This is a genomic window from Streptomyces sp. NPDC055013 (assembly GCF_053608645.1).
In genome coordinates this window covers 12,712-35,714 of record NZ_JBSGVW010000019.1, presented here as the reverse complement: position 1 = coordinate 35,714, position 23,003 = coordinate 12,712, and the positions used below count along the sequence as shown (strand labels likewise).

Sequence of the window (23,003 nt, the reverse complement as noted above, 5' to 3'; positions counted from 1 at the left end):
CCGGCGGGGTAAGCGGAGTCCATGAACGCTCTCGCGAGGCGCCGCATCCGCCAAATTCTCGCCACCGCCGACCTGTCCGTGTTTCACCAGGTGGCGTCCCGGTCCTGGCCGGCCGCGGAGCCTGTGCTTCCGCGGTTGAGCCGCAGTGCGAACCATGGACTGCTGTGGTGCGCCGCCGCGGCCGGAATCTGGACTCTGGGCAGTGCACGCGGCAGACGCGCCGCGGTACGCGGCGTGGCCTCACTCGCATTGGCGTCGGCTACCGTCAACACGCTGGGCAAGGGCGCGGTACGACGCTCCCGGCCGCTGCTCGACTCCGTACCTTTGATCCGGCACCTTCCTCGCCAACCGGTCACGAGTTCGTTCCCATCGGGGCATGCCGCCTCGGCGGCGGCGTTCGCCACCGGGGTCGCTCTGGAGTCGCGGGGCTGGGGGATGGCGCTGGCGCCGGTCGCGGCGTCGGTGGCGTTCTCCCGTGTCTACACCGGCGTGCACTATCCCAGCGACGTTCTGGTTGGTGCGGCGCTGGGGGTGGGCGCCGCCTACGCGGTGCGCGGACTGGTGCCGTCCCGCGCCCAGATGCCGCCGCCGGCTCGGTCCTGCGCCGACGCACCCGCGCTGCCGGACGGCGACGGCCTGATCCTGGTGGTGAACCCCTCATCCGGCAGTCAGCCCCAACTGGCGGATCCTGTACGGCAGGTGAAGAGTCTTCTGCCGCGCGCCGAGGTGGTGCTGTACGAGGAGGAGGATGGTCCACTGGACAAGGTCCTGGCCGAGGCGGCCCGGGAAGCCGCCCAGCGCGGAGGCGTCCTGGGGGTGTGCGGAGGAGACGGCACGGTGAACGCCGCTGTGACGCCCGCCCTGCAGCACCGGGTGCCGCTGATGGTGTTGCCGGGCGGCACGTTCAACCACTTCGCCGCCGATCTTGGCGTCGACACGGTCGCCGACGCGGTGGCCGCGGTTGCGGAAGGCAGCGCTGTCCTGGCGGACGTCGGCCGCATCAAGCCCCTGGTCGGGATCGGTCAGGACGGTACGACCCTGCCTGAACCGGCGTACTTCCTCAACACCTTCAGCCTCGGTGCCTACCCCGACCTCGTCCGGATCCGGGAGCAGTGGTCCCCTCGGGTAGGCGGTCCGCCCGCCACGCTGCTCAGTGTGGCGCGGATCCTGCGCACTGGTCGCCCCGTGCAGGCGACCGTGAACGGACAGCGCCGCTCGATGTGGTTGCTGTTCGCGGGTAACGGTGCCTATCGCAGCATCGGCATCGCTCCGGTACGTCGCCACGACCTGGCCGACGGCCTCCTCGACATCCGTATCGCGCGAGCCGGCCGACTGGCGCGTACCCGCCTGCTGGCCGCCGCCCTAGCCGGGCAGCTGACCAGGACCCGGTTCTACGCCGCTGCCCGGCCACGCAGGCTGCTGATCACCGGACTTCCGGAAGGCGCGCAGATGGCCTATGACGGCGAGGTCGCACCCGCCCCCACGGCGTTCCTGGTCGACAAGCTCACGGAGGCACTCACCGTGTACCGGCCGACCGTCGGTTGAGGCCGGCCCCGGCCGGAGCTCGGCGGACCGTACGCAGCGCCGGGTACGGTGGCGAGCCCGGCAGTACCTGGAGCACTCGTCGTGGCTGCCTGCAGGCCCGGCGTCGGTCAGGCCGGATCGGTGCGCCCGAACAGGCCCGCATGCCCCGGGGGGAGTTGGGTGAGGACACGGCGCAGCAGCGCGTCGTCCACCAACTCCGCCAGCGTCGGCAGCACGGCAGTCACCGCACGCCTGGCTTCGGAGATGTCGTCATCGGCCCGCTCGGCCACAGCTTGCACGAAACCGTCCGGGGGCAGCGGCTCACTGGCCGGCTCGGTGGCACTCAGCAGCGGGCCGCAGTGATGAGGCAGCAGCCGGGCCAAGTCGGTACGGTCGTCGCCGACGAGGTGTGCGCCCAGGACTTCCAGCACGTGCTGGACGGCCCTGGCCGTCTGCTGGGCACAGGCGTAGCCCCCGCGGTCCGCGACCCGGGCAAGGAAGCCGTCCAAGGTGTCCGACGTACTGAGCATGGCGACTCCTGTCGTCCGCGGCCTCATCATGACGCTGGAATGCGCGCCCGTCCGTGGCCTCACGCCGGTGCCCCCGAGTGGACCATGCGGTGCACGTTTCCGACTCGGCCACACCTCTCCCTCAACAGCTCGCCGCGGGCGCTGGTGAAGCCGGCGGTGAGTTCCTCCCGGCACTGGGGGGTGAGGCTTGCACATGCCCTGTTGATGAGGGTTCGTTCTTCCTCGTCGATGTGGCGGGAGGTGACCGCGGCCAGTTGCTTCAGCCTCCAGTCCCACTCGACGGAGCCGATCTCCGGCACCTTCAGGAGAGCGAGCAGAATCTTGGCGGCTTCCCGGTGGCCCGACTCGACGTGATCGACGGTGTCGGTGTCGTCGTATCGGCTGAGCAGTGGGTAGACCGTGGTCTCCTCGGCTTCGCCGTGCGCGATCATCAGATCGGCGAATGCGTGCAGCGCGGCCTGGCGATCCGCTTCGATGCTGCGCATCATGCGGAGCAGGTCTTCCATCGTCCGGTGATCCTCGAGGATCAGGTCGACGACATCCTGGGACGGGGTCATGAGAGACACCTCCTGCCTGCAGTGGGTTGCACCGCTGCTACCCAATCCGTCGCCGTGCCAGAGCCCCCATTACCCCATATGCGTCAAGTCCGCAGGTCAGAAAGGTTCGGCGCAGACCTCATGCCTCTCGGAGTCAACAAACCCGCCCTCGAAGGGCGGGCACCACAGACGCTGAGGACCCCGCACCGACGTGCACATTGAACTGACTGTATGACTAGTCAAGTCGTCGGTATGTGAAGCCAGTCAAGGGGTAACAGCCAGTCCACGACGCGCCCTCTGCCGGTGGGCGCCTTCATCGTTTCGGGAGCGACAATGGCGACCGCGACACCGATCACGACCGCGACCAGCAGCAATCCCGTCCAGACCCCCTACGCGGACCGACATACCAGAGGTCCGAGCGCCGCCGCTGCGGTCGTTCCGGGCCTCGAGGACCTGCCAACCGATCTCGCCGTCGTCGACGCGGCCGACGTCAGAGCACTGTCCAAGACGCTGTTCGCACGCCTCGACGCGCTGGAAGAGGGCACGCCGGAGTACGCCTACGTGCGCAACTCGCTGGTCGAGCTCAACCTCGCGCTGGTTCGTTACGCAGTCCGCCGCATGGGGGTGCGAAGCGAGTCGTATGACGACGTCGTACAGGTTGGCGCCATCGGGCTGATCAAGGCGATCAACCGGTTCGATCTGCAACGCGGAGTGAACTTCCCGACCTTCGCGATGCCCACCATCATCGGTGAGATCAAGCGGTACTTCCGCGACACCTCCTGGGCCGTGCACGTCCCGCGCCGCCTGCAGGAACTCCATCTCGACCTGGCCAAGGCCACGTCCCGGCTGGAGCAGGCCCACGGCCGCCCGCCGACTGTGGCGGAACTCGCCGAGGATCTGGACCGTGATCCCGACGAGATCATCGAGGTACTGGTCGCCGCCAACGGCTACACCACCGCGTCCCTCGACTTTCCCAGCGATAGCGAGAACGCCGATGACGCTCTCGCCGACCACATCGGCTACGCGGACCTGAACCTGGAGAAGGTTGAGGACCTGCACGCCCTCAAACCCCTCCTCGCCGCCCTCCCCGAGCGCGAGCGCAGGATCCTCGCCCTCCGCTATGCCGCCGACATGACGCAGAGCGCCATCGGCAAGGAACTCGGGATCTCCCAGATGTACGTCTCCCGCATCCTGAACCGAACCTTGAACCGACTGCGGGAGGAACTCGCCACACCACTCAATCCGGGCTGACCCGCCCGGCCGCGCCGTGAGGCACGAAGAACACGGTGACGGGCCACCTCGTCCGCGGATCGCCGACCTGGTCAACGACAGGAAAGCCGACGGCGCTTCGGCCAGGTGCAAGGTGATCGATGCAGCCTGAGATGTTCTCCTGCGGCTGTCGACGGACAGTCCGGACTGTGGCTTTTCATCCGAGTGGCTGGCGGTTGTTCCAAGGCCGCGAGGCGCAAGGCCAGGTCGCACCGGTTTCGAACTCGTTGGTGAGGACGGGCTCATGGGTGGTGCGACACAAGGCGGGTAGACGCGTTGGATCTGACGCCGAGGAAGGAGCAGAGCATGTCCACACACCGTGAGGCTGTTGATGCCGTGGCGGTGGTCGAGCAGACAGCCGAATCCATGATCGAGCTGTGGCACCGCGCCCGTAGAGACATCGCACCCACCATCTCCGAGCAGCAGATGCGTGCGCTGGCCGTACTGGCGCAGAAATCCTGCCACCTCACCGCACTTGCGGACCGTCTGGGGGTCAGCCCTTCGTCAGCGACCCGGATGTGCAACCGTCTGGAGGCGCGCGCCCTGGTACGTCGTACGGTAGAGGGGCGCCACGTCAGAGTGTCCCTCACGGGTTCCGGAAGGACGGTTCTGGAAGCAACTCGCCGGCGCCGCCGTCAACTTCTGGAGCACGCTCTGAGCGTGAGCCCGTCACCTGAGCAGCGCCTGCTTAGGGATGCACTCAACCTTGTGTGTGGCTTCGCGGGCTCAGGAGCTCGGGTGCCTGGGCCCCGCACACCCGCATGACGGGCAGTCACTGTGGACGGATGGTCACCCCGGCCGACGGAACCCCGTCAACCCACGGGAATGGTGCGAAGACCAAGCCTCCGGCAACACGGAGGGCAACCCTGACTCCTCTGCGCGTTGTACGTGATGCGCGCGAGCGGGAAGTGCAGCGGGCCGTGACGGATCACGAGCACCTGCCCGAAACGGTCCAGCGGCCCGCCAGGATGCCGGCAGTGGCGCAGACCCTGACCGTTCAGCGCGCACGGCGCTGAATTCCGTTGTCGGACAACGAGTTTGGACGCGGGCTTCCGTCCTGCTGCCCGGTCATGCAGACAGTGGCAGGACCGCGGACACCGACTTCCCACCCGGCCGGGTACTGACCTCTACGTCCTCGGACAGTTCCCGGACCAACTGCCAGCCGAACCCGCCCGGCTTGCCTGGATCGCTGCGCCGCAGCCGTGGAACAGCGGCACTGGCGTCTTCCACCGTCACGGTCACCGTTCCTGGGCCTGCCACCAGGCGGAACCGGGTCACGCCGCCGGCGTGCCGTACTGCATTGGTCACCAGTTCCGATGCCACCAGCAGCACTGCATCCACATCTGGCCCGCTCGCTGGGCCCACAACGGAAAGGAACCCGCGCGTCACAACCCTTGCCTGGTCCGCGGTCCGCACGCCTGCCTCTTGCAGAGGCTCCCGCCCCTCGTCTTCTTCCTCCGATGAATCGATCATCACAAGCCTTCGGTGTGCTGAATACTCCGACCTTCTTCGCGTTCCCCGAGAGATTCAGGCCATCCCCGAACGTCCGAAACCGTGGCCAGCCTCATGAACATCCTTCCTGCCCCATGGCGTCAGTATCCGAGGATGGAACTCTGTTCAGTTGACCTTGCGGCGAAGTTCCGCCGGGACGGGGAAAGTGCCCTATTGCCCGGTAAAGACCGCCAAGAGTTGCGACGCCGAAGTGACCGTCAGCATGCCCGGAATGGGCCTCGAAACCCCAGGGCGCCGGGATCACGAGGCGGATGCCATCGTCATCAGCGGCTTCGCGAACGGCACGGTTCACCTCGGACTCGACTCAGAGGACCTCAAAGACTTGGGTCGGCTTCTGGACACCATCGAAGAAGCCGAGCAGGAGGCCGACCTCGACGAGCCGTTCACGGCCGACTGGCCTCAATCAGGCCGTACTGCCCACATCCGCTCCATCGCCGACGACCCCTACCTGGTCGAAGTCCATGACGGGCCCAGCGCCCAGTCTCGCGGGTGGTGTGGCCGGGGCATCTGACCTCGTGCGGGCTCCGGCGTGAGGGTTTCAGGGGCGGGGTGCGGGGGGTGTCCAGGCTGCTTCGGCTGCCTGTGCGGTGGGATGAGTGACGAAAACCTGGTCCAGGCCGACCATGCTGAAGATGCGGCTGATGGGGTGGGGGACTGCTGCCAGGGTGATGCCGGCCTGGGCGGCGAGGGCGTGGTTGCGGGCGGCGATGAGGGCGGTGATGCCGCTGGAGTCGCAGAAGGTGATGCCGGTCAGGTCGATGACGAGTTGCTGGCCCGGCTCAAGAGTCAGGCGGGGCAGCAGGTCGCGGACCTGGGTGCAGTTGTCGTAGTCGAGTTCGCCGGTCAGTTCCATGACGGGCCCGACGGTGGTGGTTCGGGTGTGGATAGCAAGGTGGCTCACTGCTGCTCTTCACTGGTGGGTCGGGGCACGCTGATGGCGAGGACGGCGGTGTCGTCGTCGACGCCGGTGCCGAAGGTGTCGAGCAGGTCGCGGATCGCGGCGACGGTGGCGGCCGCGGTGGTGGGCGCGAGGGACTGGGCGAAGTCGAGGAGGGCTTCGTCGCCGTAGCGGTCGTCGCCCTTGTCCGAAGCGGTGTGGGCTTCGGTGAGGCCGTCTGTGTGGAGCAGCAGGGTGTCACCCGCCTCCAGGTGGACGGTGGTAGTGGCGACGTGGGCGTCGGGCAGCACGCCGATGAGCTGTCCGCCGGGTGTGGGCAGATAGCGGGCGCTGCCGTCCGCACGCATGAGCAGCGCCGGGGGGTGGCCACCTGCGGCCAGGGTGATCCGGAAGCCGCCCTCATCGGTGTCGGGGGAGAGCAGTCCGAAGATCACGGTGCAGAACCGGGGGTCGGTGCCGTTGTATTCGTGGTTGAGAACGGTGTTGAGGTTGCTCAGGACGGCGGCCGGATCCGGGTCGTAGACGGCGGCGGCGCGCAGGGTGTAGCGGGCCAGGGAGGTGACGGCCGCCGCGGCGGCTCCCTTGCCGCATACGTCGCCCAGAAACATCCCCCAGGTGCCGGCGGCGAGTGGGAAGAGGTCGTAGAAGTCGCCGCCGACCTTGTCGGTGGAGGCGATGTGGTAGTGCGCGGACACGTCGAGTCCGGGCACGCTCACCAGCGTCGGGGGCAGCAGGGTCTGCTGGAGGGTGGCGTTGAGGCGTTTGAGCTCTTCGCGTTCGTGTTCTGCCTGCTTCCGGGCACGCAGCAGTTCGGCTTCGTAGGCGCGGCGGTCACGGGCGTCGAAGACGGTGGTGCGGATCAGCAGGGGCTGCCCGTCACCGCCGGACTTGACCGTGGAGGTGACCAGCACGGGGAGCCGGCTGCCGTCGGCCGCCTTGAGTTCCAGGGCGATCCCGCTGATCTCTCCCTGCATGCGCAAGAGCGGGCCGAAGTGGGTTTCGTGGTAGAGGCGGCCTCCCACGGTCAGCAGCTCGGCGAACGTCGTTCGGCCGACCACGTCGCCGCGGGTGTAGCCGAGCCAGTCCAGCAGGGTCGTGTTGATCTTCGCGATGGTGCCGTCGAGCAGTGTGGACAGGTAGCCGCACGGCGCGTGCTCGTACAGGTCCTCGGCGCTGTCCTCCAGCAGCGCGGAGAAGCGCGCACGGTCGTCACCCGGTTGTTCCTCGGGAAGCGGGTGTTCGCCGCTCTCGCCGTCCCCCGACTTGTGCATCATCGCGCGACGGTGACGAACTCGGTGATTGCGGCAGCCGTTTCCTCCGGTGCGGCGAGCTGGGGGCAGTGGCCGGTCGCGTTCAGGGTGACCAGCCGGCTTCCCGCGATCTGGGACTGCACGAAGGCCCCCACCTCCGGCGGTGCTATCGCATCGCTGGAGCACTGTGCGACGAGGGTGGGAACGGTGACCTTGGCGAGATCGTCGCGGTTGTCGGACAGGAACGTCACACGGGCGAAGACGCGGGCGATGTCCGGGTCGGTGCGGCAGAAGCTGTTGGTCAGCTCCTCGCTCAGTTCCGGCCGGTCGGGGTTCCCCATGATCACCGGAGCCATGGCGCCCGACCAGCCCAGATAGTTGGCTTCCAGGGAGCCCAGGAGTTCGTCGATGTCCTCGGCGCTGAACCCGCCGCGATATCCGGCGCCGGGATCGTCGATGAAACACGGCGACGGGGCGAGCAGCACCAGACCGGTGAACGCATCCGGCTCCCGTGCCGCGGCCAGGACCCCCATCATCGCGCTCACCGAGTGCCCCACGAACGTCACCGGGCCGAGCGCGAGATCATGGCAGATCTCCAGTACGTCCTCGGCATAGCCCTCCAGCGTGGAATAGCGCTCCTCGCTCCACGCCGACAGATCGGAACGGCCGGCTCCCACATGATCAAAGAGCACCACGGTGAAGTGGCGTTCCAGGAGCGGTACCACCAGCCGCCACATGTTCTGGTCGCACCCGAACCCGTGCGCCAGCACCACCACCGGCCCCCCGGTACGGCCGGATACCGTCACCTGGTTCCTGCTGCGTACAGTCATGCGGCACATCCTCGCAGAACGCTTCCTTCACCATGACCGCGCCCGAACGCCGCTCACATGGTGCAGTCCCGGTGACGGCAGATGCCTTCTTGCGCGGGACCCGCGCCCGTACTCATGGCCGGACAGGGGCGGCACACGATGCCCGGGATCTGGCGTGAGGCTGCGCGGTCAGCTCGCCGGCGTGATGGCGGGCGAGCTGGTGCAGCGTGTTGCCGGTGGTGCCCGTCTTCGGCGGCTACTCGGGCCTGCCCAGGGACCAGCCGGAGACATCGGTGAGCCGGCCGCGCCATAGGGGCATGACCACGGGGCGGCCTGATGCGGCTGTGCCGGTGGCGTCACGCAGATGGATCCACTGCGGCAGCCGCTGCGCAACCCCGTTGCCCTGCTTGTCGGCGACTGCTTCGTCCACCTGCTCCGGGAAGCGTTCCAGCAACCGCGCGCCGGGCCCGTCGATGCCGCTCAGGCTGCGCGCCCAGTCGGCTCGCCAACTCTCGTGGGAGACCAGGTCGCCGTGGAGGAAGCAGCCCCCGACGACGAGCGTGATCGGCAGCGCGGCCTTGGCGTCCTGCCCGATCAGCCGTACCAGCATTTGCAGTTGGACGTCTGGCACCGGCTCGGTGACAACGGGCGCGGCCGGCTGATGCAGGGGATCGTGCTCAGCATTCACGCCAGGGCCTCTTTCGCTGGGGACGAGCGGAGCAGGGGTCATGCGGGGAGGAGGCCGGAGCGGAGCTTGGTGAGGATGCGGGTGAGCAGGCGGGAAATGTGCATTTGCGACACATGCAGTTCGCGGCCGATCTCCGCCTGGGTCATCTCCTGGCCGAAGCGCATCTCGATGATGATCCGCTCTCGCTCGTCGAGTTGCTGCAGCATGGGGCCGAGCGCGTGCAGGTCTTCGAACAGTTCCATCGCCGGGTCGACTTCCCCCAGAGTGTCCGCGTACTTCGGGCCGGTGTCGCTGGAGTCCGCGTCGCTGCCGGGAGTGTCGATCGAACTGGCGAGGTAGCCGTTGGCGGCCACCAGGCCCTCGATGACCTCTTCGTCGGTCAGGCCCAGATGGGCTCCGAGTTCCCTGACCGTGGGTGCGCGGTTCAGCGAGATGGCGAGGGCCTCCTTGCCCTTCGCGAGGGAGACGCGCAGTTCCTGAAGGCGCCTCGGGACATGCACGGCCCAGGTGGTGTCGCGGAAGAAGCGCTTGATCTCGCCGACGATGTAGGGGATCGCGAAGGAGGTGAACTCGACCTCGCGGGACAGGTCGAACCGGTCGATGGCCTTGATCAGGCCGATGGTGCCGACCTGGACGATGTCCTCCATGTCGCCGCTGCCCCGGTTGCGGAAGCGGCGGGCCGCGAAGGTCACCAGGGACAGGTTCATCTCGATCAGCGTGTCGCGGGCGTACTGGTACTCGCGGGTGCCCTCTTCCAGGACCTGCAGGCGGTCCAGGAACAGCCGGGACAGCACGCGCGCGTCCTTGGGGGCGACCTTGCCACCGTCCTCGATCCAGGGCAGGTCGGCCATGACCTCCGTTGATCCCGTGCTGCAGGCCGATGACTCGGGGGCGTTCACACAGGACGTCACGGTGCCGCCTTAGGTGGAAAGCAGGTTGAGCACCTCCTGCCCGCCCCGGCCGCATGCATGTCCGCGCTGCCCCGCCCATTGTGTACGGGGCAGGAAACGCACGGTATGGATGCCGGGTCTCCCACCGCCCACGCGTCTCGGGTGCGAAGTGGGGGTACAGTCTGCTCGCTGCGCCCCGCGCCGGACCGGGCAGTGTGGCTCCCCTGTCTTCTGCGGGCGCCGGCCAGGTGACGCCATGACCAGTACGCAGGACGAGCCGGAGCTGTCCGCCCCCGGCGCCGATGCGCAGGCACTGGCTTCAGTCCAGGAACGCACCACACGGATACGCCGCCGACTGGAGCGGCTGATCGGCATCGCGGCGACCGAGGGCAACGCGCTCACAGCCCTGCGCAACGGAGATGAGATCTTCCCCGCGATGCTGGCCGCCATCCGGTCCGCCGAGCACACCGTGGACATGATGACGTTCGTGTACTGGAAGGGGGCCATCGCCCGCGAGTTCGCGCAGGCCCTGGCCGGCCGGGCCCGGGCGGGGGTGCGGGTGCGGCTGTTGCTGGACGGGTTCGGCAGCCGGCTGATCGAAAAGGATCTGCTGGCGGAGATGGAACGGGCCGGGGTGCAGGTGGCCTGGTTCCGCAGGCCGCTCCTCCTGTCGCCGTTCAAGCAGAACCATCGATGCCATCGCAAGGTCCTGGTCGTCGACGAGCAGACGGCCTTCACCGGCGGGGTCGGCATCGCCGAGGAGTGGTGCGGCAACGCCCGCGACGAACACGAGTGGCGCGACACCCACGTCGAGGTCCGCGGGCCGGCCGTGGACGGCATCGCCGCCGCGTTCGCCCAGAACTGGGCCGAGTGCCACGACGAACTCTTCGACGTCCGCGACCGGTTCGTACCGCACCGCCCGCAGGGCGGCGCGGTGGTGCAGGTGGTGCGGGGGTCGGCCAGCTTCGGCTGGCAGGACATGCAGACCCTGATCCGGGTGATGCTGGAGTCGGCCGAGGACCGCTTCCGACTGGCCACCGCCTACTTCTCACCCGACGCCTACTTCATCGACCTGCTGTGCGCAGCCGCCCGGCGGGGCGTCAAGGTGGAGATCCTGCTGCCCGGCCGGCACACCGACAAGCGGGTCTGCCAACTGGCAGGCCAGCACCACTACGAGGCCCTCACCGCCTGCGGCGTGAAGATCTACCAGTACCAGCCGACGATGATGCACGCCAAGGTCATCACCATCGACGGCGTCGCCGCACTGGTCGGCTCCACCAACTTCAACCGCCGCTCCCTCGACCACGACGAAGAGATCATGCTCGCCGTACTGGACCAGGAGTTCACGGCCATCCTCGACAGCCACTTCGACAAGGACCTGAAGGCCTCCACGCCGATCCGTAAGGGACGCTGGAAGCGCCGCTCCGTGCTGCAGCAAGCGCGTGAGGTCGCCGTCATGCCCATCCGGCGATTTCTTTAGCAACGCCGCGGATGCGGCTCGCTCGCAGCGCATCTGATTTCCCTGGAATCGCGGAATCATGCGTTGAGTCTTCGAGCGTGAAGGGGAATTTGCGGGGCACCTGAGTGTGCGGAGGTTGATAATCATGGTTCCCCTGCTTGTCGTTCTGCTTCTCGCGCTGATCCTTTTCGGCGCCGGTTTCGCCCTCAAGGCCCTGTGGTGGATCGCCGTCATCGTCCTGGTGGTGTGGCTGCTGGGCTTCGTGGTCCGGCCCGCGGGCCACGGCGGCCGCAAGGGCCGCTGGTACCGCTGGTAGACAACACGCAGCGCGAAGGGCCCCGTCGGCGATCGTCGTCGGGGCCCTTCGGTATGCCGTCGCGGCGCACGCGTCCACGGAATTCCACATCGGGCCAATGGGGGCGTATGTGCGGGGCAGGCGTATTCGGGTGGACGGAGCGGGCGGTGCTTCGCAGGGATCCTTGGCCTCCAACACCATCCGTTCCGGCCGTTTCCGGGTCCTCCGCGGGCTGTATGCGCTTGCCCGCGTCTGTCATCAAAGGGGACAGCCCCTGGGGGCGAGTGCGTAAGCCCTACGGCACCGCGTTTCAACCCTGCCCCGCAAAGGGAGTTCTCGAGCATCGTGGGGCGCCCGGCAGAGCAGTGGTGGGTGATGCGTCGCCGGGTGGGATGATCGGGGTATTCCAGGGTGAGGAGGAACCACTGTGCTGGTTCCGGAGTCCGGCGTATGTGAGGTCGAGGACCGCGAGGGCTGGACGGTCGTGGTCCTGGCCGGCGAGGTGGCGCTCCCCCTGGCTCCCGCCCTGCGAGGGACTGTTGACGTGCTGATCAGCGAGGGCCGGTCCCGAATCGTGCTGGATCTGGGACAGGTGACCTTCATGGACTCCACCGGGCTGGGGGTTGTGGTCTACGGACTGCGGCGTGCCGAGGCAGATGGGGGTCGGCTACGGCTGGCCGGCCCTGGCGATCAGGTCCGACGGCTGCTGGATCTGACCGGGCTGGACGCCGCGATCGAGGTTTTCGCCGATGCCGCCGCGGCGTGCCAAGAACCCTGCCGCTGATGCAGCGGCCACCCGGGAGCCTTCAAATGTTCCACAAGGAGCAGGCAGAATACGGGGCGTGGACAGTCCCCCGGAGACGGATGCCGTCCCAGCCGTCTCCGCCGAGGCGCTGATGGCCGCCTCGTTCGACGCGGCGGGTGCCGGCGTGTACGCCGTGAACGCCGACGGTCTGGTGATCGCCTGCAATCCATGGGCCGAGCAGCTGTTGGGTTACGCACCGGGCACGCTGATCGGCGTCGATGCCCACCGCACCTTGCATCCTCCGACGGGCGACCACAGCGGTCTGCCTGCTCAGCGCCCCATCCTCACCGACATCACGCTCGGCAGGAGGGCCAGCGGAGACCGGGCCGTGCTCCTGCGGGCCGACGGCAGCGCGCTACAGGTGTGGTGGACCGCGGCGCCGCTCCCCGCGGAAGTCGGGTACGGGCAGGGGGCGGTGGTCGTCTTCCACGACGCGTCCGCCGAACGCGAGCGGGCCGAGCGCCGCGCGGACCGCTACGCACACAGCGAGACCATGCGTGAGCAAGCCGAATACGACCTGTCCGAGGTCACCTGGCTGAGCGAACTCACGCTGGCCATGGTCAGCACCCTGGACGCGCACGAAGCACTCGAACGCCTGGTGCGCCTGCTGGTCCCACGCCTGGCGGACACCGCCCTCATCGATCTGGCTGACGGCCAAGCACGCCGCCGGAGCGCCGGCGCCCACCACGCTCCCGGCATCCTGCCGGAGCCGCTGGACGACTCTGCACCGCTGCCCGACCACCCCGCCCACACCCGGGCACTCGGGCAGGTGTTCCAGGGCGCGGGAACCCAGCATCTCAAGGCCCCTCTGCCAGCCACCGCGGCAAGAGCCGATCTCTTCGCGCTGGTGGAGGCCCAGGAGGCACTGATCATCCCGCTTCGACTGCACGCCATCACTTTCGGCGCCCTCACCCTGACCCGTGCCCCGGCCAGCCCGCCCTTCACCGAAGCCGACCGTGTCCTGGCCGAGGAAGTGGCCCGTCGCACCGCGCTGGGCCTGGACAACACTCGTCTGCACGCCGCCCAGGCCGACATTGCCGCCACTATGCAGCGCGCCCTGCTCACCGACCTGCCCACCGTCGAGGGCCTGGATCTGGCGGCCCATTACCGGCCGGCCCAGCATGCGGCCGAAATCGGCGGAGACTGGTACGACGCCTTCCTCCTCCACGATGGTGACCTCGCCCTGGTCATCGGCGATGTCACCGGACACGACATCCAGGCCGCCTCCCGCATGAGCGAGCTCCGCAACATGCTCCGCGCGCTGGCCGTCGACCGCCCCGAAGAGCAACCCGGACAGATCCTGCGCCGCCTGGACACCGCCCAAGCCCGCCTGACCCTCGCCGACTCCGCCACCGCCGTCCTCGCCCGCCTGCACTTCACCCGAGACAAGACCTGGGAGATGGCCTGGTCGGTCGCCGGCCATCCCCCACCCCTGCTGATCAGCGCCGACGGCCACGCCACCTACCTCACCGACTGCCACGCCATGCTCTTGGGCGTACGACCCAACTCCGAGCGCCCTACGGCCCGCACCACCCTCCCGGCCGGCACCACCGTGCTGCTCTACACCGACGGCCTGGTCGAATCGCGTACCCAGTCCCTCGACACCGGCATGACCCGACTGCGTCAACACGCCACCACCCACCGGCACCTGCCGCTGCCCCAGCTCGTCGTCGAACTCGCCCGCAACCTCGGCGACACACGCGACGACATCACCCTCATCGCCGCACGCACACCCACCCACCCGAGTCAAGAAACGGACACCTGGCAGAAGGCCGAACGCCCAACCTCTGATCAAGGCATACGTACCTGAGGGCTACCGCTGAGGAGTGAGGGCCCGTTCTGCCGAGGTGCCGGGCGGCTCAGAATGTGCAGCGTGCCTGGTAACGGGAAAGGGCAGGGCACCCGCCGACGCGGTGCCCTGCCCTGTTCCTGAAATTTGATGACCTGTCAGCTGCTGGGCATCAGAACGGTGTCGATGATGTAGACGTTGGCGTTGGCGGTTTTCACGTTGCCGCAGACGACCTTCGCGTCGTCGTTCACGGTGTACGACTCGGCCGAACCGGACGTGGTGAGCTTGGACTTCTCCAGTGTGTCGAAGGAGCCGTTCTCCAGGTCACCGGGCGTCAGCTTCTGGCCGACGACGTGGTAGGTGAGGATCTTCGTCAGCTGCGCCTTGTCGTTGAGGACCTTGTCCAGGGTCGCCTTGGGGATCTTCGCGAAGGCGTCGTTGGTCGGCGCGAACACCGTGATGTTCTGGGCGTTGTTGAGGGTGTCGACCAATCCGGCCTTCTTCACGGCCGTCACCAGGGTGGACAGGGCCGGGTTGTTGGACGCGGCGGTGGCCACCGGGTCCTGGGACATGCCGTCGAAGGAGCCGGCGCCGTCCGCGGGCACCGCCGAGCAGGCCGGGCCGAAGGGTTCGTCGGACGGGGAGGCGCCGGTGGAGTCGTCCATACGGTCGTCGGATGCCGAGGCGGACGCCTTGCCGGAGGACTCCGACTTGGCGGAGTCACTGGCGTCGTCCGAGCACGCGCTCAGGGTCAGCGGCAGCACAGCGACGGCTGCCACGGTCACAGCGACGCGGCGCATGCGAGTACGGGTGTTCATGGTGTTTCTCCTCATGATTGTTCACAGCCGAAGTCGGCTTGATATGGGGTGATTGGCCCTTGAGTTGGGCTCAGTCGACGGTCACGACCACGGAATGCCGGCCGTCGGCCCCGTCCGGGATGGTGCGGGTGCGCTTGTCGGTCTGCACCGCACCGGTGCGGTCGGTGGCGCGCACGGTGAGGGTGTGGCTGCCCTTGGTGGCCCGCCAGGCGAAGGACCACTGGCGCCAGGTGTCCCGCGAGTCCTCGGCCGCGAGCCGAGCCTCCTGCCAGGGGCCGTCGTCGACGCGGACCTCGACATTGCCGATGCCGCGGTTCTGGGCCCAGGCGGTTCCGCCGACCATGACGGTGCCGCTCCTCGGGCGGGCGAAGGGCTTGGGGGTATCGATGCGGGACTGGGTCTTGACCGGCGCTCTGCGGGCCCACCCTCGCCTGACCCAGTAGGGGTCGTAGGCGTCGAACGTGCTGAGCTCGATGTTCTCGATCCACTTGCAGGCTGAGACGAACCCGTACAGGCCCGGCACCACCATGCGCACCGGAAAGCCATGCTCGAAGGGCAGGGGCTCGCCGTTCATGCCGACGGCGAGGAGCGCGTCGCGGCCGTCCAGCACGTCTTCGACCGGACTGCCGATCGTCATGCCGTCCACCGAGCGGGCCACCAGCTGGTCGGCCGGTCCGCCCCGGGACGGCGGTCGTACCCCGCATTCGGCCAGCAGATCGGCCAGCCGTACGCCGGTCCAGCGGGCGTTGCCCGCGTAGGGGCCGCCAACCTCGTTCGACACGCAGGTCAGGTTGATGTCGCGCTCGACCAACTCCCGCCGCAGGAGGTCGTCGAAAGTGAGCGTGACCGGCCGTGGCACACCCCGGCCGTGGATGCGCAGCCGCCATGTGGTCACGTCCACCTTCGGCACGACGAGTGCGGTGTCCACGCGGTAGAAATCCTGGTTCGACGTCGTGAAAGAGCTGATCCCCGGGATCCGCAGCTGTGCGCCCTTGCGCACCGCAGGGGCGGGTGAGGCCGGTGCCGGCAGTACGAGGCCCTTGCGGGAGGCGGCCGCGTCACGGCTGCGCGCCCCGTTCAGGAACCGGCCAAGTGCCCCGGCCCCGGCGGACGCGGCGGCGACAGCGGTCGCCGCGATCACGAATCCGCGGCGATCCCATCCGGGGTTCGTGGCTGCACCGGTGTCCTCAGCGGAGGTTCGACCCCAGCTGGCGGTGCGGACGATGAGGCGGCCGACGAGCAGGAACAGGACCACGGCGCCGACGACCGCGCCCACCACGGAGGGCAGGGCATCGGCGGGACCGGCCGAGTCCGGCCGACTGGTGGCCGCCACGGCCCCGACGACCCCGAACAGCAGGACGCCGGCCGCTCCGGTTCGCCGGTGTCGCAGGGCAAGAATTCCCAGCGCGAGCGCAAAGAGCGCCAGAACGGGAGAATTCCGAGCTGCAGAACCAGCTTGTCGTCGTTGCCGAAATTCCGGATCGCCCAGTCTTTTGACCCCGGCGGGTGTACGGTCGATCGCCGCGCCTCCGACCGCGGTGACGGGACCGGCCTGCGGGCGCACCCAAACCGACACGAGTTCGGCCACGGCGAGCGCGGCAAACCCGGCCAGAGCACCGCTGAGCGCCCCGAGCGCCGGCCGCAGCGGGCTCCAGGAACTCCGCGATTTCTTCTCGTTCTCCGTCACGTGGGGAATCCGGCCCTGAAAGCCGCGCGGATTGGTCGGCCACCCGATCGGATGAATCTGTTTCCCTGACCAATCCAAATCCGGTCACGCGACGGATCAAATGCCGTCGTGCGGCGACAGCGCCGAGAGCCGCGCCCCGTCTCGTCCCTGGCACCCGGCGTCCCTGCGGATGAGACCCTACGTTCGGGCCGTCGCCGCGGCACTTCCGGACGACGGCATCTTCCTGTGCGAGGTGGGCTATACCGCCTGCGCGGGCTGGAACCGCGCCGAAACGCAGACGCCCTGCGGGACGTCCGGCGGGCGCTCAGCGAGCTCGCCGACCGCGCCGGTGACGTCCCGGTGGTCCTCGTGGGCCACGCGATGAGGGGCCGCGCCGCCCTCCGCGTCGCGGAGGTGCCGCAGGTCCGGGCCGTTCCGACCCTCGCGCCCCGGTGCCCGGACGGCGAGCCCGTGACCCACCTGCGTGACACGGGCCTCGTCGTGGTCCACGGGGACCGGGACCGCGTCACCGACCCTGCGCGCGTCGGAGTCCTTCGTCCATCGGGCCCGCGCAGCCGGCGCCCGGGCGGACTTCCTCCTCGTAGGAGCTGCTCCTGCGCGGACTGACGCTGTACGGTGCCGTGCCCGAGCCGGTGGGGCGGCCGTGCCCTGGAGGTTGCGTCGGTGGCCCCGGTTCGCCGCGGTCCAGCGGTGGCCGGGCCGCGGCGAGGACGTGCCGAGGACCGGGGATCAGGATCCCGTGAGAGAGATGGCCAGGTCCGTGATGTTCAGCGGGAACTGGCCGACGGAGGTGGCCTGGCCGGTGAAGATGTTGATGCTGTAAAGCGAGGGGGTGCCGGCGCCGTACGGGGTGAGGGAGGCGAAGGCGGCGTTGTCGACCGTCTTTCCGCCGGACAGGGTGCTGTAGATGTCCATGCCGGCGTTGATCCCGGCGTCGATGCCGAGGCTGCCGGTCGGCGCGAGCGTGCCGTTGTTCGCCGGGGACTGCAGAACGACCTGGTCGGTGGTCGTGTTGATGTCGACGAGGGTGGTCGCGGTGGCCCCGTTGAGATCGTTGTTCGTGTACGCCGCGGCCGAGACGCCCTTGGTCGTGCCCTCGATCGGCGGGGTGGTGAGGTTCAGGTCCTGGATGGTGCTGTGGTCGTTGAGGTTGTGCCGCAGGTTCTGGCCGTTGTCACTGATCACGCGCAGGCGGTCGGCCGCCGGGTTGAAGTCGACGCCGAAGTTCGCGCCGTGCAGCGCGTACTGGAGCTGGGACACCTTGGTGACCACGACGTCCGTGGTGGTCGGCGGCGTCTTGATCGTGTAGATGCCGCCCTTGTTGCCGACTCCGTACATCAGGCCGTCCTGCACCCGGAAGTCGATCCCGATCAGGCCTGTGTCGCCGCTGAGACCGGTGACGACCCTGACCCAGTCGAGGACTTGCGGCCGGTCGGTCCTGAACGTGGCCATCAGGGTGCCGTCGCCGCTGATCCCGAAGGCGCGCAGGCTGGGTGCGGCGGCGGCGGGGGCGGCCGAGCCGGTGCCGGGTGTGCCGAGCATGAGTGCCGCCGACGTGACCATGACCGCGAGCGCCGCCATGATTCTCTTTCTCGTGCCTGCTTTCATCGGTGTTTCCCTCCCGTTTGGGCGGGCGCCATTCGAGGCGCCTGGCTGCGAATTCCCCTATTCCTGCCCGCACTGATCGCCACGGTCCTGCCGGAGTTGCGCCGGAGCGATTCCGGTGATGTTCTTCCGGCGGGCGTGCAGGCGGTTCTCATTAAGGCCGTTTCACAGTTCCTCCACAAGCAGAAGGGTTGACGAAAACGCCCCGATCCGGGAACTTTGCGCACTGTGACAAAGGCCCTGCCGATACACTTGCCACCGTTTTGTGCAAAGTGATGAACGCCGTCCGGATCTCCTCTGTCGGCCCGCTTGTCCTGAATGGCATGCTCGCGTTCATGGGGAGCCTCTTCGCCGAGCTGGCCCGGCAGGCGTCGACCAACGCCCGCCGGGAGGTCGAGACATACATACGTGAGATCCCGGAGTTCGGGTTCCTGGACAAGGACCGCCGGGCGCGGGCCGAGACACTGGAACACTCGATGTGGTTCCGGCGTCGCACTGTTGAACTTTCGCCGGAGAACAGTGAGTTGAGCGGAGACGATCTCGGCTACATCGCGTCGATGGGGGAGCTGCGGGCAGGTGCCGGGATGTCGCTCGATGCGCGGCAGCGGGTGCTGCGCGTGCACACCGCCCTCATGCTCCACGAGATCAACGAGGCGACCGATGCCCAGCGCGGCGGCGGTGTCGACGAACTCATGCGCATGATGACCTGGTTCGCCCCGCAGGGCGAACGCGGCATCGCCGCCTACCGCCAGGGATTCGTGCGTGTACTGCGCCGCCGAATTCCGTACACCGAGCAGGCCGCCCTGCTGGCCCGATCATTGTTGAACGGAGATCCGATTTCGGCGGAACTCGCCGTGGCCGTCGACATGGAACTCCCGGATCGCTACGCGGTGACGGTGTTCCGGATTCCGGACCGGCCCACCATCGATCGTTTCCTGGAAAACGAGATCGGGACGATGGTGAAGACCCACCGGGCGCCGGTCATGTGGGGACCGGAGAGCGGCGACGGGAGCGGTGAGCTGATCGCCCTGTTTCCCCTGTTCTCCGGCGTCGTGGCGGCGGAAAATGCACCGCCGCACGTCGTTCCCGACCTCTTACCCGACCTCACCCCCGACCACCTGCCGGATCTCGTACGGGACTTCGCCCGTGCCCTCGGCTGTCCATGCGCCGTGGGCACGGCCACCGCACCGTTGCCGGAACTGGCCGAAGCTCTCGTGCGCGCCCGGCGGATCAGCCGGGTGGCCCCGCTGCGCCGGGCGTCCGCGGGGCTGCGGCCGCACACCCTGGCGGACGTCTTCGTCGAACTCGCCGTCGCGGACGTGCCCTTCATCGACGACTGGCTTCGCACGGTGGCCCGCCGCCTGGAGGCCGGCCCCGACCTCCTCACCACCCTCGACGCGTACTACCGCCACGACATGCACCGCGGTGCCACGGCGACCGCGCTCAACGTCCACACCCGCACCCTGGACTACCGCCTGCGCCGGGTCCGGGAGCTGACGGGCATCGACCCTGGATCGACACGGGGCGTGCGCACACTCACTGCCGTCGTCACCCGGCGCCTGTCGGGAGCGTGGCGCTGAACGCGTCGGGCGGGCCGGACCGGTGGCGGTCCATGGGGCTCGGCCCGCTGCGCACCGGGTCACCCCCGCTTGCGCGGAGAGCACACGTCGTCGACACCGACTACGTCCGCGGCGGCCGGCTTCACGGGTCGGCCGCCTCTTCGTCCAGGGGCGTGTCCACGTCCGCCGGGTCCGGGGCGGGCTGCTGCATGACCTCGGGCAGTGCCTGTTCGGCCCAGATCACCTTGCCCTGTGGGGTGTACCGGGTGCCCCAGCGCTCGGTCATCTGCGAGACCAGGAACAGGCCCCGGCCTCCCTCGTCCGTCGTCGCGGCGTAGCGCAGATGTGGTGAGGTGCTGCTGCTGTCGGCCACCTCGCAGATCAGCGTGCGGTCGCGGATCAGCCGCACGTGGATCGGTCCGGCGCCGTAGCGGATGGCGTTGGTGACCAGCTCGCTCAGGATGAGTTCCATGGTGAAGCCGAACTCCGACAGGCCCCACGCTTCGAGCTTCTGGGAAACGGCCTCGCGCATACCGGCGACGGCGGCCGGCTCCGGTGGTACGTCCCAGTCGGCGATCCGATCGGGCGGCAGTTCCCGCGTGCGGGCGACGAGCAGGGCGACGTCGTCCTTGGGACGCCCGGGGAGCAGGCTGTCCAGCACGTCCTGGCAGGTCTCCTCGGGCGGTCGGCCGGGGTGGCCCGTCAGCGCAGCGCGCAGCAGTTCCATGCCCACGTCCAGGTCGCGCCTGCGGTCCTCGATGAGGCCGTCCGTGTACAGGACGAGCTGGGTTCCCTCGGCGAGGCACAGCTCCGCGGTCTGGAACGGCATGCCGCCGAGGCCCAGGGGCGGACCGGCCGGTACGTCCGGGAAGGTGACGGTTCCGTCAGGGTGGACCAGCGCGGGCACCAGATGCCCCGCACGGGCCATGACGTAGCGACGCGTCACGGGGTCGTAGATCCCGTACAGGCAGGTGGCACCCACGACGCCCGCTGCACTTTCTGCCGTCTCGTTCTGGTCGATGCTCCCGACCAGGTCGTCCAGATGGCTCAGGAGCTCGTCGGGTGGCAGATCGAGCGCGGAGAAGTTGTGGACCGCGGTCCGCAGCCTGCCCATCGTGGCGGCGGCGTGCAGGCCGTGGCCGACCACATCGCCGACGGCCAGTGCCACCCGGCTCCCCGGCATGGGGATCACGTCGAACCAGTCTCCGCCCACGCCCGACTGGGCGGGGAGGTAGCGGTAGGCGATGTCGAGGGCGTTCTGCTCGGGCATCGCCTGTGGCAGCAGGCTGCGCTGGAGGGTGACGGCCAGGGCGTGCTCGCGGGTGTACCGGCGGGCGTTGTCGATGCTGATCGCGGCCCGGGCCACCAGCTCCTCCGCCAGCGACAGATCCTCCTCGTTGAAGGGCTCATGCTGCTGCCCGCGCCAGAAGCTGGCCATGCCCAGCACGACGCCACGGGCCTGGATGGGGGCGGTGATGAGGGAATGGATGCCGTAGTCAATGATCGCCTGGGCGCGCTCCGGGTCCTGCAGGCGCCAGCCCGTGGCGGTCGGCAGATCGCTCACCAACTGGGAGTGGCCGCTGCCGTAGCCGCGTGCCTGGGGAGTGGACGGAAGGTAGTCGAAGAGCCGGCCCTGTTCGGAGAGCGGGTGGTCGTCCCGGATGCCGCACACGGCCGCGCGTCGCATGTCCGTCCCGGTGGGGGCCGGCTCGTCGCCGTGCAGGACGGTGTCGGCGAGGTCCACGGTGACGAAGTCCGCGAAGCGAGGAACGGGGACCCGCGCCAGTTCGTCGGCGGTGCGCAGCACGTCCAGGGTGGTGCCGATGTGGAGTCCGGCGTCGTACAGCAACCTGAGCCGCTCCCGTGCCACCTCTGCCCTGCCGGTCACTGCCTGCAGCTCGGTGGAGTCGCGCAGCGTCACCACCGTTCCCTTGGGGCCGCCCTTGCGATCCGTGGGCCGCTGGTTGACCGCGAGTAGCCGATCGCCCGCGAGGTGCACCTCGTCGGTGGCCTCGCGCCCGGAGACGAGCAGCGCCTTCGTCTCGGGATCGAGGCCCGGCAGTCCCGAGATGTGCCGTCCCTCCACGTCCGGGGGCAGCTCCAGCAGTCGTCTGGCCTCATCGTTCGCCAGCATCAGCCGCCCGTCGGCGGCCACGATCAGGACCCCTTCCCGGACGGAGTGGAGCACCGTGTCGTGGTGCTCGTACATCAGGGTCATCTCGTCGGGGCCCAGGCTGTGGGTCTGCCGTCGCAGCCGCCTGCCCACCAGTGCCGTCACTCCGGTGGACAACGCGAGCGCTCCGGCCCCCGCACCCAGGATGATCGGTAGTTGCCGGGTCAACTGACTTTCGACGTTCTTGACCTTCATCCCTGCCGAGACGAGGGCCACCACCTTGTTGTCGGCGTTCTCGACCGGGACCGTGGCCTGCACTTCGCGACCGAGCGGGCCGTCGACGCTCTCGACATAGACCTTCCCCGCCAGCGACGGTCCGATCTCGCCGACGAACCGCTTCCCGATCCGGTCCGGCAGAGGGTGCGTGTACCGGATGCCCTCGGTGTCCATGACCACGATGAAGTCAACACCGGCGGCCCGACGTGCCGCCTCGGTGAGCGGCTGGAGAATCTTGCTCGGATCCGGGGTCTGCAATGCCGCCAGGACACCCGGTGAGTGCGCGAAGGTCTGTGCCACGGCCGTGGAGCGGCGCCTGGCCTCTGCGTTGCTGTCCCGCTCCGACTGCAGGATGAGGGCGAAAACGCCGCACGCCACGAGCAGCACCACGAGTGCCACCTGGAAGATCAACACCTGCCCGGCCACGCTCCGCGTGCTCTTGCCGACCACGCGTTTGACCGATAGGTGTGGAAAATGGGCGAAACGGTTCGCCATGCGACCTTTTTAACACTGGTGATCCCGAGCGGCCAGGGCCCGCCCGATCCTTGCCCGGTCGGCCACGGGAGTCTGTGCCATGCCTCGCGCGGCGTTGGCTTCTCCAGGCGGCGCCATCCGCCGCGGCTGCCGACGCGTGGCGCATGGTTTCTCCGCGCCCGATGACCGTTTAGGCCGATATGATGCATTTTGTGAT

Annotated in this window: 21 protein-coding genes and 1 pseudogene; 9 read left to right on the top strand and 13 right to left on the bottom strand. The window is 68.7% G+C overall.

What is annotated here, in order from left to right; genetic code table 11:
• Nucleotides 1-21: 21 nt before the first annotated feature.
• Nucleotides 22-1,545, top strand: coding sequence for a diacylglycerol kinase family protein (locus tag ACWGDB_RS22990; protein WP_453824102.1), 1,524 nt, complete (start codon nt 22-24; stop codon nt 1,543-1,545).
• Between the two features lie 107 nt (nt 1,546-1,652).
• Here the strand turns inward: ACWGDB_RS22990 and ACWGDB_RS22985 are convergent, their stop codons facing one another.
• Nucleotides 1,653-2,054 carry a DUF2267 domain-containing protein gene (locus tag ACWGDB_RS22985; RefSeq protein WP_453824101.1) on the bottom strand — a complete coding sequence of 134 codons (402 nt, stop codon included), beginning with the start codon at nt 2,052-2,054 and terminating at the stop codon, nt 1,653-1,655.
• Nucleotides 2,055-2,113: 59 nt separating this feature from the next.
• Complete coding sequence (locus ACWGDB_RS22980; RefSeq protein WP_453824100.1) at nt 2,114-2,611, bottom strand: hemerythrin domain-containing protein; 498 nt, start codon at nt 2,609-2,611, stop codon at nt 2,114-2,116.
• A gap of 312 nt (nt 2,612-2,923) precedes the next feature.
• Between ACWGDB_RS22980 and ACWGDB_RS22975 the strand changes: the two genes are divergently transcribed.
• On the top strand, nt 2,924-3,841 hold the full coding sequence (locus ACWGDB_RS22975) for an RNA polymerase sigma factor SigF (protein WP_453824099.1): 918 nt from the start codon (nt 2,924-2,926) through the stop codon (nt 3,839-3,841).
• A gap of 324 nt (nt 3,842-4,165) precedes the next feature.
• Nucleotides 4,166-4,624 (top strand): MarR family winged helix-turn-helix transcriptional regulator, encoded by a 459-nt coding sequence (locus ACWGDB_RS22970; RefSeq protein WP_453824098.1) that lies wholly within the window; start codon nt 4,166-4,168, stop codon nt 4,622-4,624.
• Between the two features lie 303 nt (nt 4,625-4,927).
• Here the strand turns inward: ACWGDB_RS22970 and ACWGDB_RS22965 are convergent, their stop codons facing one another.
• Nucleotides 4,928-5,332, bottom strand: a complete 405-nt coding sequence (locus tag ACWGDB_RS22965) for an ATP-binding protein (protein ID WP_453824205.1) — start codon at nt 5,330-5,332, stop codon at nt 4,928-4,930.
• A 250-nt stretch (nt 5,333-5,582) separates the two neighbouring features.
• On the opposite strand from ACWGDB_RS22965, the gene ACWGDB_RS22960 reads away from it, so the two are divergent.
• Nucleotides 5,583-5,882: a hypothetical protein gene (locus ACWGDB_RS22960; protein WP_453824097.1), complete on the top strand. Its 300-nt coding sequence runs from the start codon at nt 5,583-5,585 to the stop codon at nt 5,880-5,882.
• A gap of 27 nt (nt 5,883-5,909) precedes the next feature.
• Here ACWGDB_RS22960 and ACWGDB_RS22955 read toward each other — a convergent pair whose 3' ends face one another.
• From ACWGDB_RS22955 to ACWGDB_RS22935, 5 genes are all read right to left on the bottom strand, one after another.
• Entirely contained in the window at nt 5,910-6,272 is a 363-nt protein-coding gene (locus ACWGDB_RS22955) for an STAS domain-containing protein (RefSeq protein ID WP_453824096.1), read from the bottom strand.
• Nucleotides 6,269-7,540, bottom strand: a complete 1,272-nt coding sequence (locus tag ACWGDB_RS22950) for a PP2C family protein-serine/threonine phosphatase (protein WP_453824204.1) — start codon at nt 7,538-7,540, stop codon at nt 6,269-6,271. Before ACWGDB_RS22950 ends, ACWGDB_RS22955 begins: the two co-directional genes overlap by 4 nt.
• Nucleotides 7,540-8,349, bottom strand: coding sequence for an alpha/beta fold hydrolase (locus ACWGDB_RS22945; protein ID WP_453824095.1), 810 nt, complete (start codon nt 8,347-8,349; stop codon nt 7,540-7,542). The genes ACWGDB_RS22950 and ACWGDB_RS22945 overlap by 1 nt, the downstream gene beginning before the upstream one ends.
• Nucleotides 8,350-8,584: 235 nt before the next feature.
• Nucleotides 8,585-9,016 (bottom strand): hypothetical protein, encoded by a 432-nt coding sequence (locus tag ACWGDB_RS22940; RefSeq protein ID WP_453824094.1) that lies wholly within the window; start codon nt 9,014-9,016, stop codon nt 8,585-8,587.
• 38 nt (nt 9,017-9,054) lie between these two features.
• A complete protein-coding gene (locus tag ACWGDB_RS22935; RefSeq protein ID WP_453824093.1) occupies nt 9,055-9,867 on the bottom strand; it encodes a SigB/SigF/SigG family RNA polymerase sigma factor in 813 nt (270 codons plus the stop codon).
• 295 nt (nt 9,868-10,162) lie between these two features.
• Here ACWGDB_RS22935 and ACWGDB_RS22930 point away from each other — a divergent pair, with 295 nt between their 5' ends.
• The 4 genes from ACWGDB_RS22930 to ACWGDB_RS22915 all read left to right on the top strand — a co-directional run bounded on the left by ACWGDB_RS22930 (nt 10,163) and on the right by ACWGDB_RS22915 (nt 14,275).
• Nucleotides 10,163-11,386: a phospholipase D-like domain-containing protein gene (locus ACWGDB_RS22930; RefSeq protein WP_453824092.1), complete on the top strand. Its 1,224-nt coding sequence runs from the start codon at nt 10,163-10,165 to the stop codon at nt 11,384-11,386.
• Between the two features lie 124 nt (nt 11,387-11,510).
• Nucleotides 11,511-11,681 (top strand): hydrophobic protein, encoded by a 171-nt coding sequence (locus ACWGDB_RS22925; protein WP_453824091.1) that lies wholly within the window; start codon nt 11,511-11,513, stop codon nt 11,679-11,681.
• A gap of 406 nt (nt 11,682-12,087) precedes the next feature.
• Nucleotides 12,088-12,444, top strand: coding sequence for an STAS domain-containing protein (locus ACWGDB_RS22920; protein WP_453824090.1), 357 nt, complete (start codon nt 12,088-12,090; stop codon nt 12,442-12,444).
• 58 nt (nt 12,445-12,502) lie between these two features.
• Nucleotides 12,503-14,275: a SpoIIE family protein phosphatase gene (locus ACWGDB_RS22915; protein WP_453824089.1), complete on the top strand. Its 1,773-nt coding sequence runs from the start codon at nt 12,503-12,505 to the stop codon at nt 14,273-14,275.
• 137 nt (nt 14,276-14,412) lie between these two features.
• On the opposite strand, the gene ACWGDB_RS22910 is transcribed toward ACWGDB_RS22915, so the two are convergent.
• From ACWGDB_RS22910 to ACWGDB_RS22895, 4 genes and pseudogenes are all read right to left on the bottom strand, one after another.
• Nucleotides 14,413-15,072: a fasciclin domain-containing protein gene (locus tag ACWGDB_RS22910; RefSeq protein WP_453824088.1), complete on the bottom strand. Its 660-nt coding sequence runs from the start codon at nt 15,070-15,072 to the stop codon at nt 14,413-14,415.
• Nucleotides 15,073-15,142: 70 nt separating this feature from the next.
• Nucleotides 15,143-16,759, bottom strand: a pseudogene (locus tag ACWGDB_RS22905) (molybdopterin-dependent oxidoreductase).
• A gap of 237 nt (nt 16,760-16,996) precedes the next feature.
• Nucleotides 16,997-17,248, bottom strand: a complete 252-nt coding sequence (locus ACWGDB_RS22900) for a hypothetical protein (RefSeq protein WP_453824087.1) — start codon at nt 17,246-17,248, stop codon at nt 16,997-16,999.
• Nucleotides 17,249-17,488: 240 nt separating this feature from the next.
• Entirely contained in the window at nt 17,489-18,340 is an 852-nt protein-coding gene (locus ACWGDB_RS22895) for a DUF4394 domain-containing protein (RefSeq protein WP_453824086.1), read from the bottom strand.
• 359 nt (nt 18,341-18,699) lie between these two features.
• Here ACWGDB_RS22895 and ACWGDB_RS22890 point away from each other — a divergent pair, with 359 nt between their 5' ends.
• On the top strand, nt 18,700-19,944 hold the full coding sequence (locus tag ACWGDB_RS22890; protein ID WP_453824085.1) for a PucR family transcriptional regulator: 1,245 nt from the start codon (nt 18,700-18,702) through the stop codon (nt 19,942-19,944).
• A 121-nt stretch (nt 19,945-20,065) separates the two neighbouring features.
• Here ACWGDB_RS22890 and ACWGDB_RS22885 read toward each other — a convergent pair whose 3' ends face one another.
• Nucleotides 20,066-22,807, bottom strand: coding sequence for a SpoIIE family protein phosphatase (locus ACWGDB_RS22885; protein ID WP_453824084.1), 2,742 nt, complete (start codon nt 22,805-22,807; stop codon nt 20,066-20,068).
• Nucleotides 22,808-23,003: the final 196 nt, after the last annotated feature.

What these genes read in the sequence shown, in the direction of transcription:
- ACWGDB_RS22885 (WP_453824084.1), bottom strand. Translation starts at nt 22,807, where the DNA reads ATGGCGAACCGTTTCGCCCATTTTCCACACCTATCGGTCAAACGCGTG.
- ACWGDB_RS22950 (WP_453824204.1), bottom strand. Translation starts at nt 7,540, where the DNA reads ATGCACAAGTCGGGGGACGGCGAGAGCGGCGAACACCCGCTTCCCGAG.
- ACWGDB_RS22895 (WP_453824086.1), bottom strand. Translation starts at nt 18,340, where the DNA reads ATGGCGGCGCTCGCGGTCATGGTCACGTCGGCGGCACTCATGCTCGGC.
- ACWGDB_RS22975 (WP_453824099.1), top strand. Translation starts at nt 2,924, where the DNA reads ATGGCGACCGCGACACCGATCACGACCGCGACCAGCAGCAATCCCGTC.
- ACWGDB_RS22945 (WP_453824095.1), bottom strand. Translation starts at nt 8,349, where the DNA reads ATGACTGTACGCAGCAGGAACCAGGTGACGGTATCCGGCCGTACCGGG.
- ACWGDB_RS22965 (WP_453824205.1), bottom strand. Translation starts at nt 5,332, where the DNA reads ATGATCGATTCATCGGAGGAAGAAGACGAGGGGCGGGAGCCTCTGCAA.
- ACWGDB_RS22980 (WP_453824100.1), bottom strand. Translation starts at nt 2,611, where the DNA reads ATGACCCCGTCCCAGGATGTCGTCGACCTGATCCTCGAGGATCACCGG.
- ACWGDB_RS22985 (WP_453824101.1), bottom strand. Translation starts at nt 2,054, where the DNA reads ATGCTCAGTACGTCGGACACCTTGGACGGCTTCCTTGCCCGGGTCGCG.
- ACWGDB_RS22970 (WP_453824098.1), top strand. Translation starts at nt 4,166, where the DNA reads ATGTCCACACACCGTGAGGCTGTTGATGCCGTGGCGGTGGTCGAGCAG.
- ACWGDB_RS22960 (WP_453824097.1), top strand. Translation starts at nt 5,583, where the DNA reads ATGGGCCTCGAAACCCCAGGGCGCCGGGATCACGAGGCGGATGCCATC.
- ACWGDB_RS22990 (WP_453824102.1), top strand. Translation starts at nt 22, where the DNA reads ATGAACGCTCTCGCGAGGCGCCGCATCCGCCAAATTCTCGCCACCGCC.
- ACWGDB_RS22930 (WP_453824092.1), top strand. Translation starts at nt 10,163, where the DNA reads ATGACCAGTACGCAGGACGAGCCGGAGCTGTCCGCCCCCGGCGCCGAT.
- ACWGDB_RS22925 (WP_453824091.1), top strand. Translation starts at nt 11,511, where the DNA reads ATGGTTCCCCTGCTTGTCGTTCTGCTTCTCGCGCTGATCCTTTTCGGC.
- ACWGDB_RS22890 (WP_453824085.1), top strand. Translation starts at nt 18,700, where the DNA reads ATGGGGAGCCTCTTCGCCGAGCTGGCCCGGCAGGCGTCGACCAACGCC.
- ACWGDB_RS22935 (WP_453824093.1), bottom strand. Translation starts at nt 9,867, where the DNA reads ATGGCCGACCTGCCCTGGATCGAGGACGGTGGCAAGGTCGCCCCCAAG.
- ACWGDB_RS22910 (WP_453824088.1), bottom strand. Translation starts at nt 15,072, where the DNA reads ATGAACACCCGTACTCGCATGCGCCGCGTCGCTGTGACCGTGGCAGCC.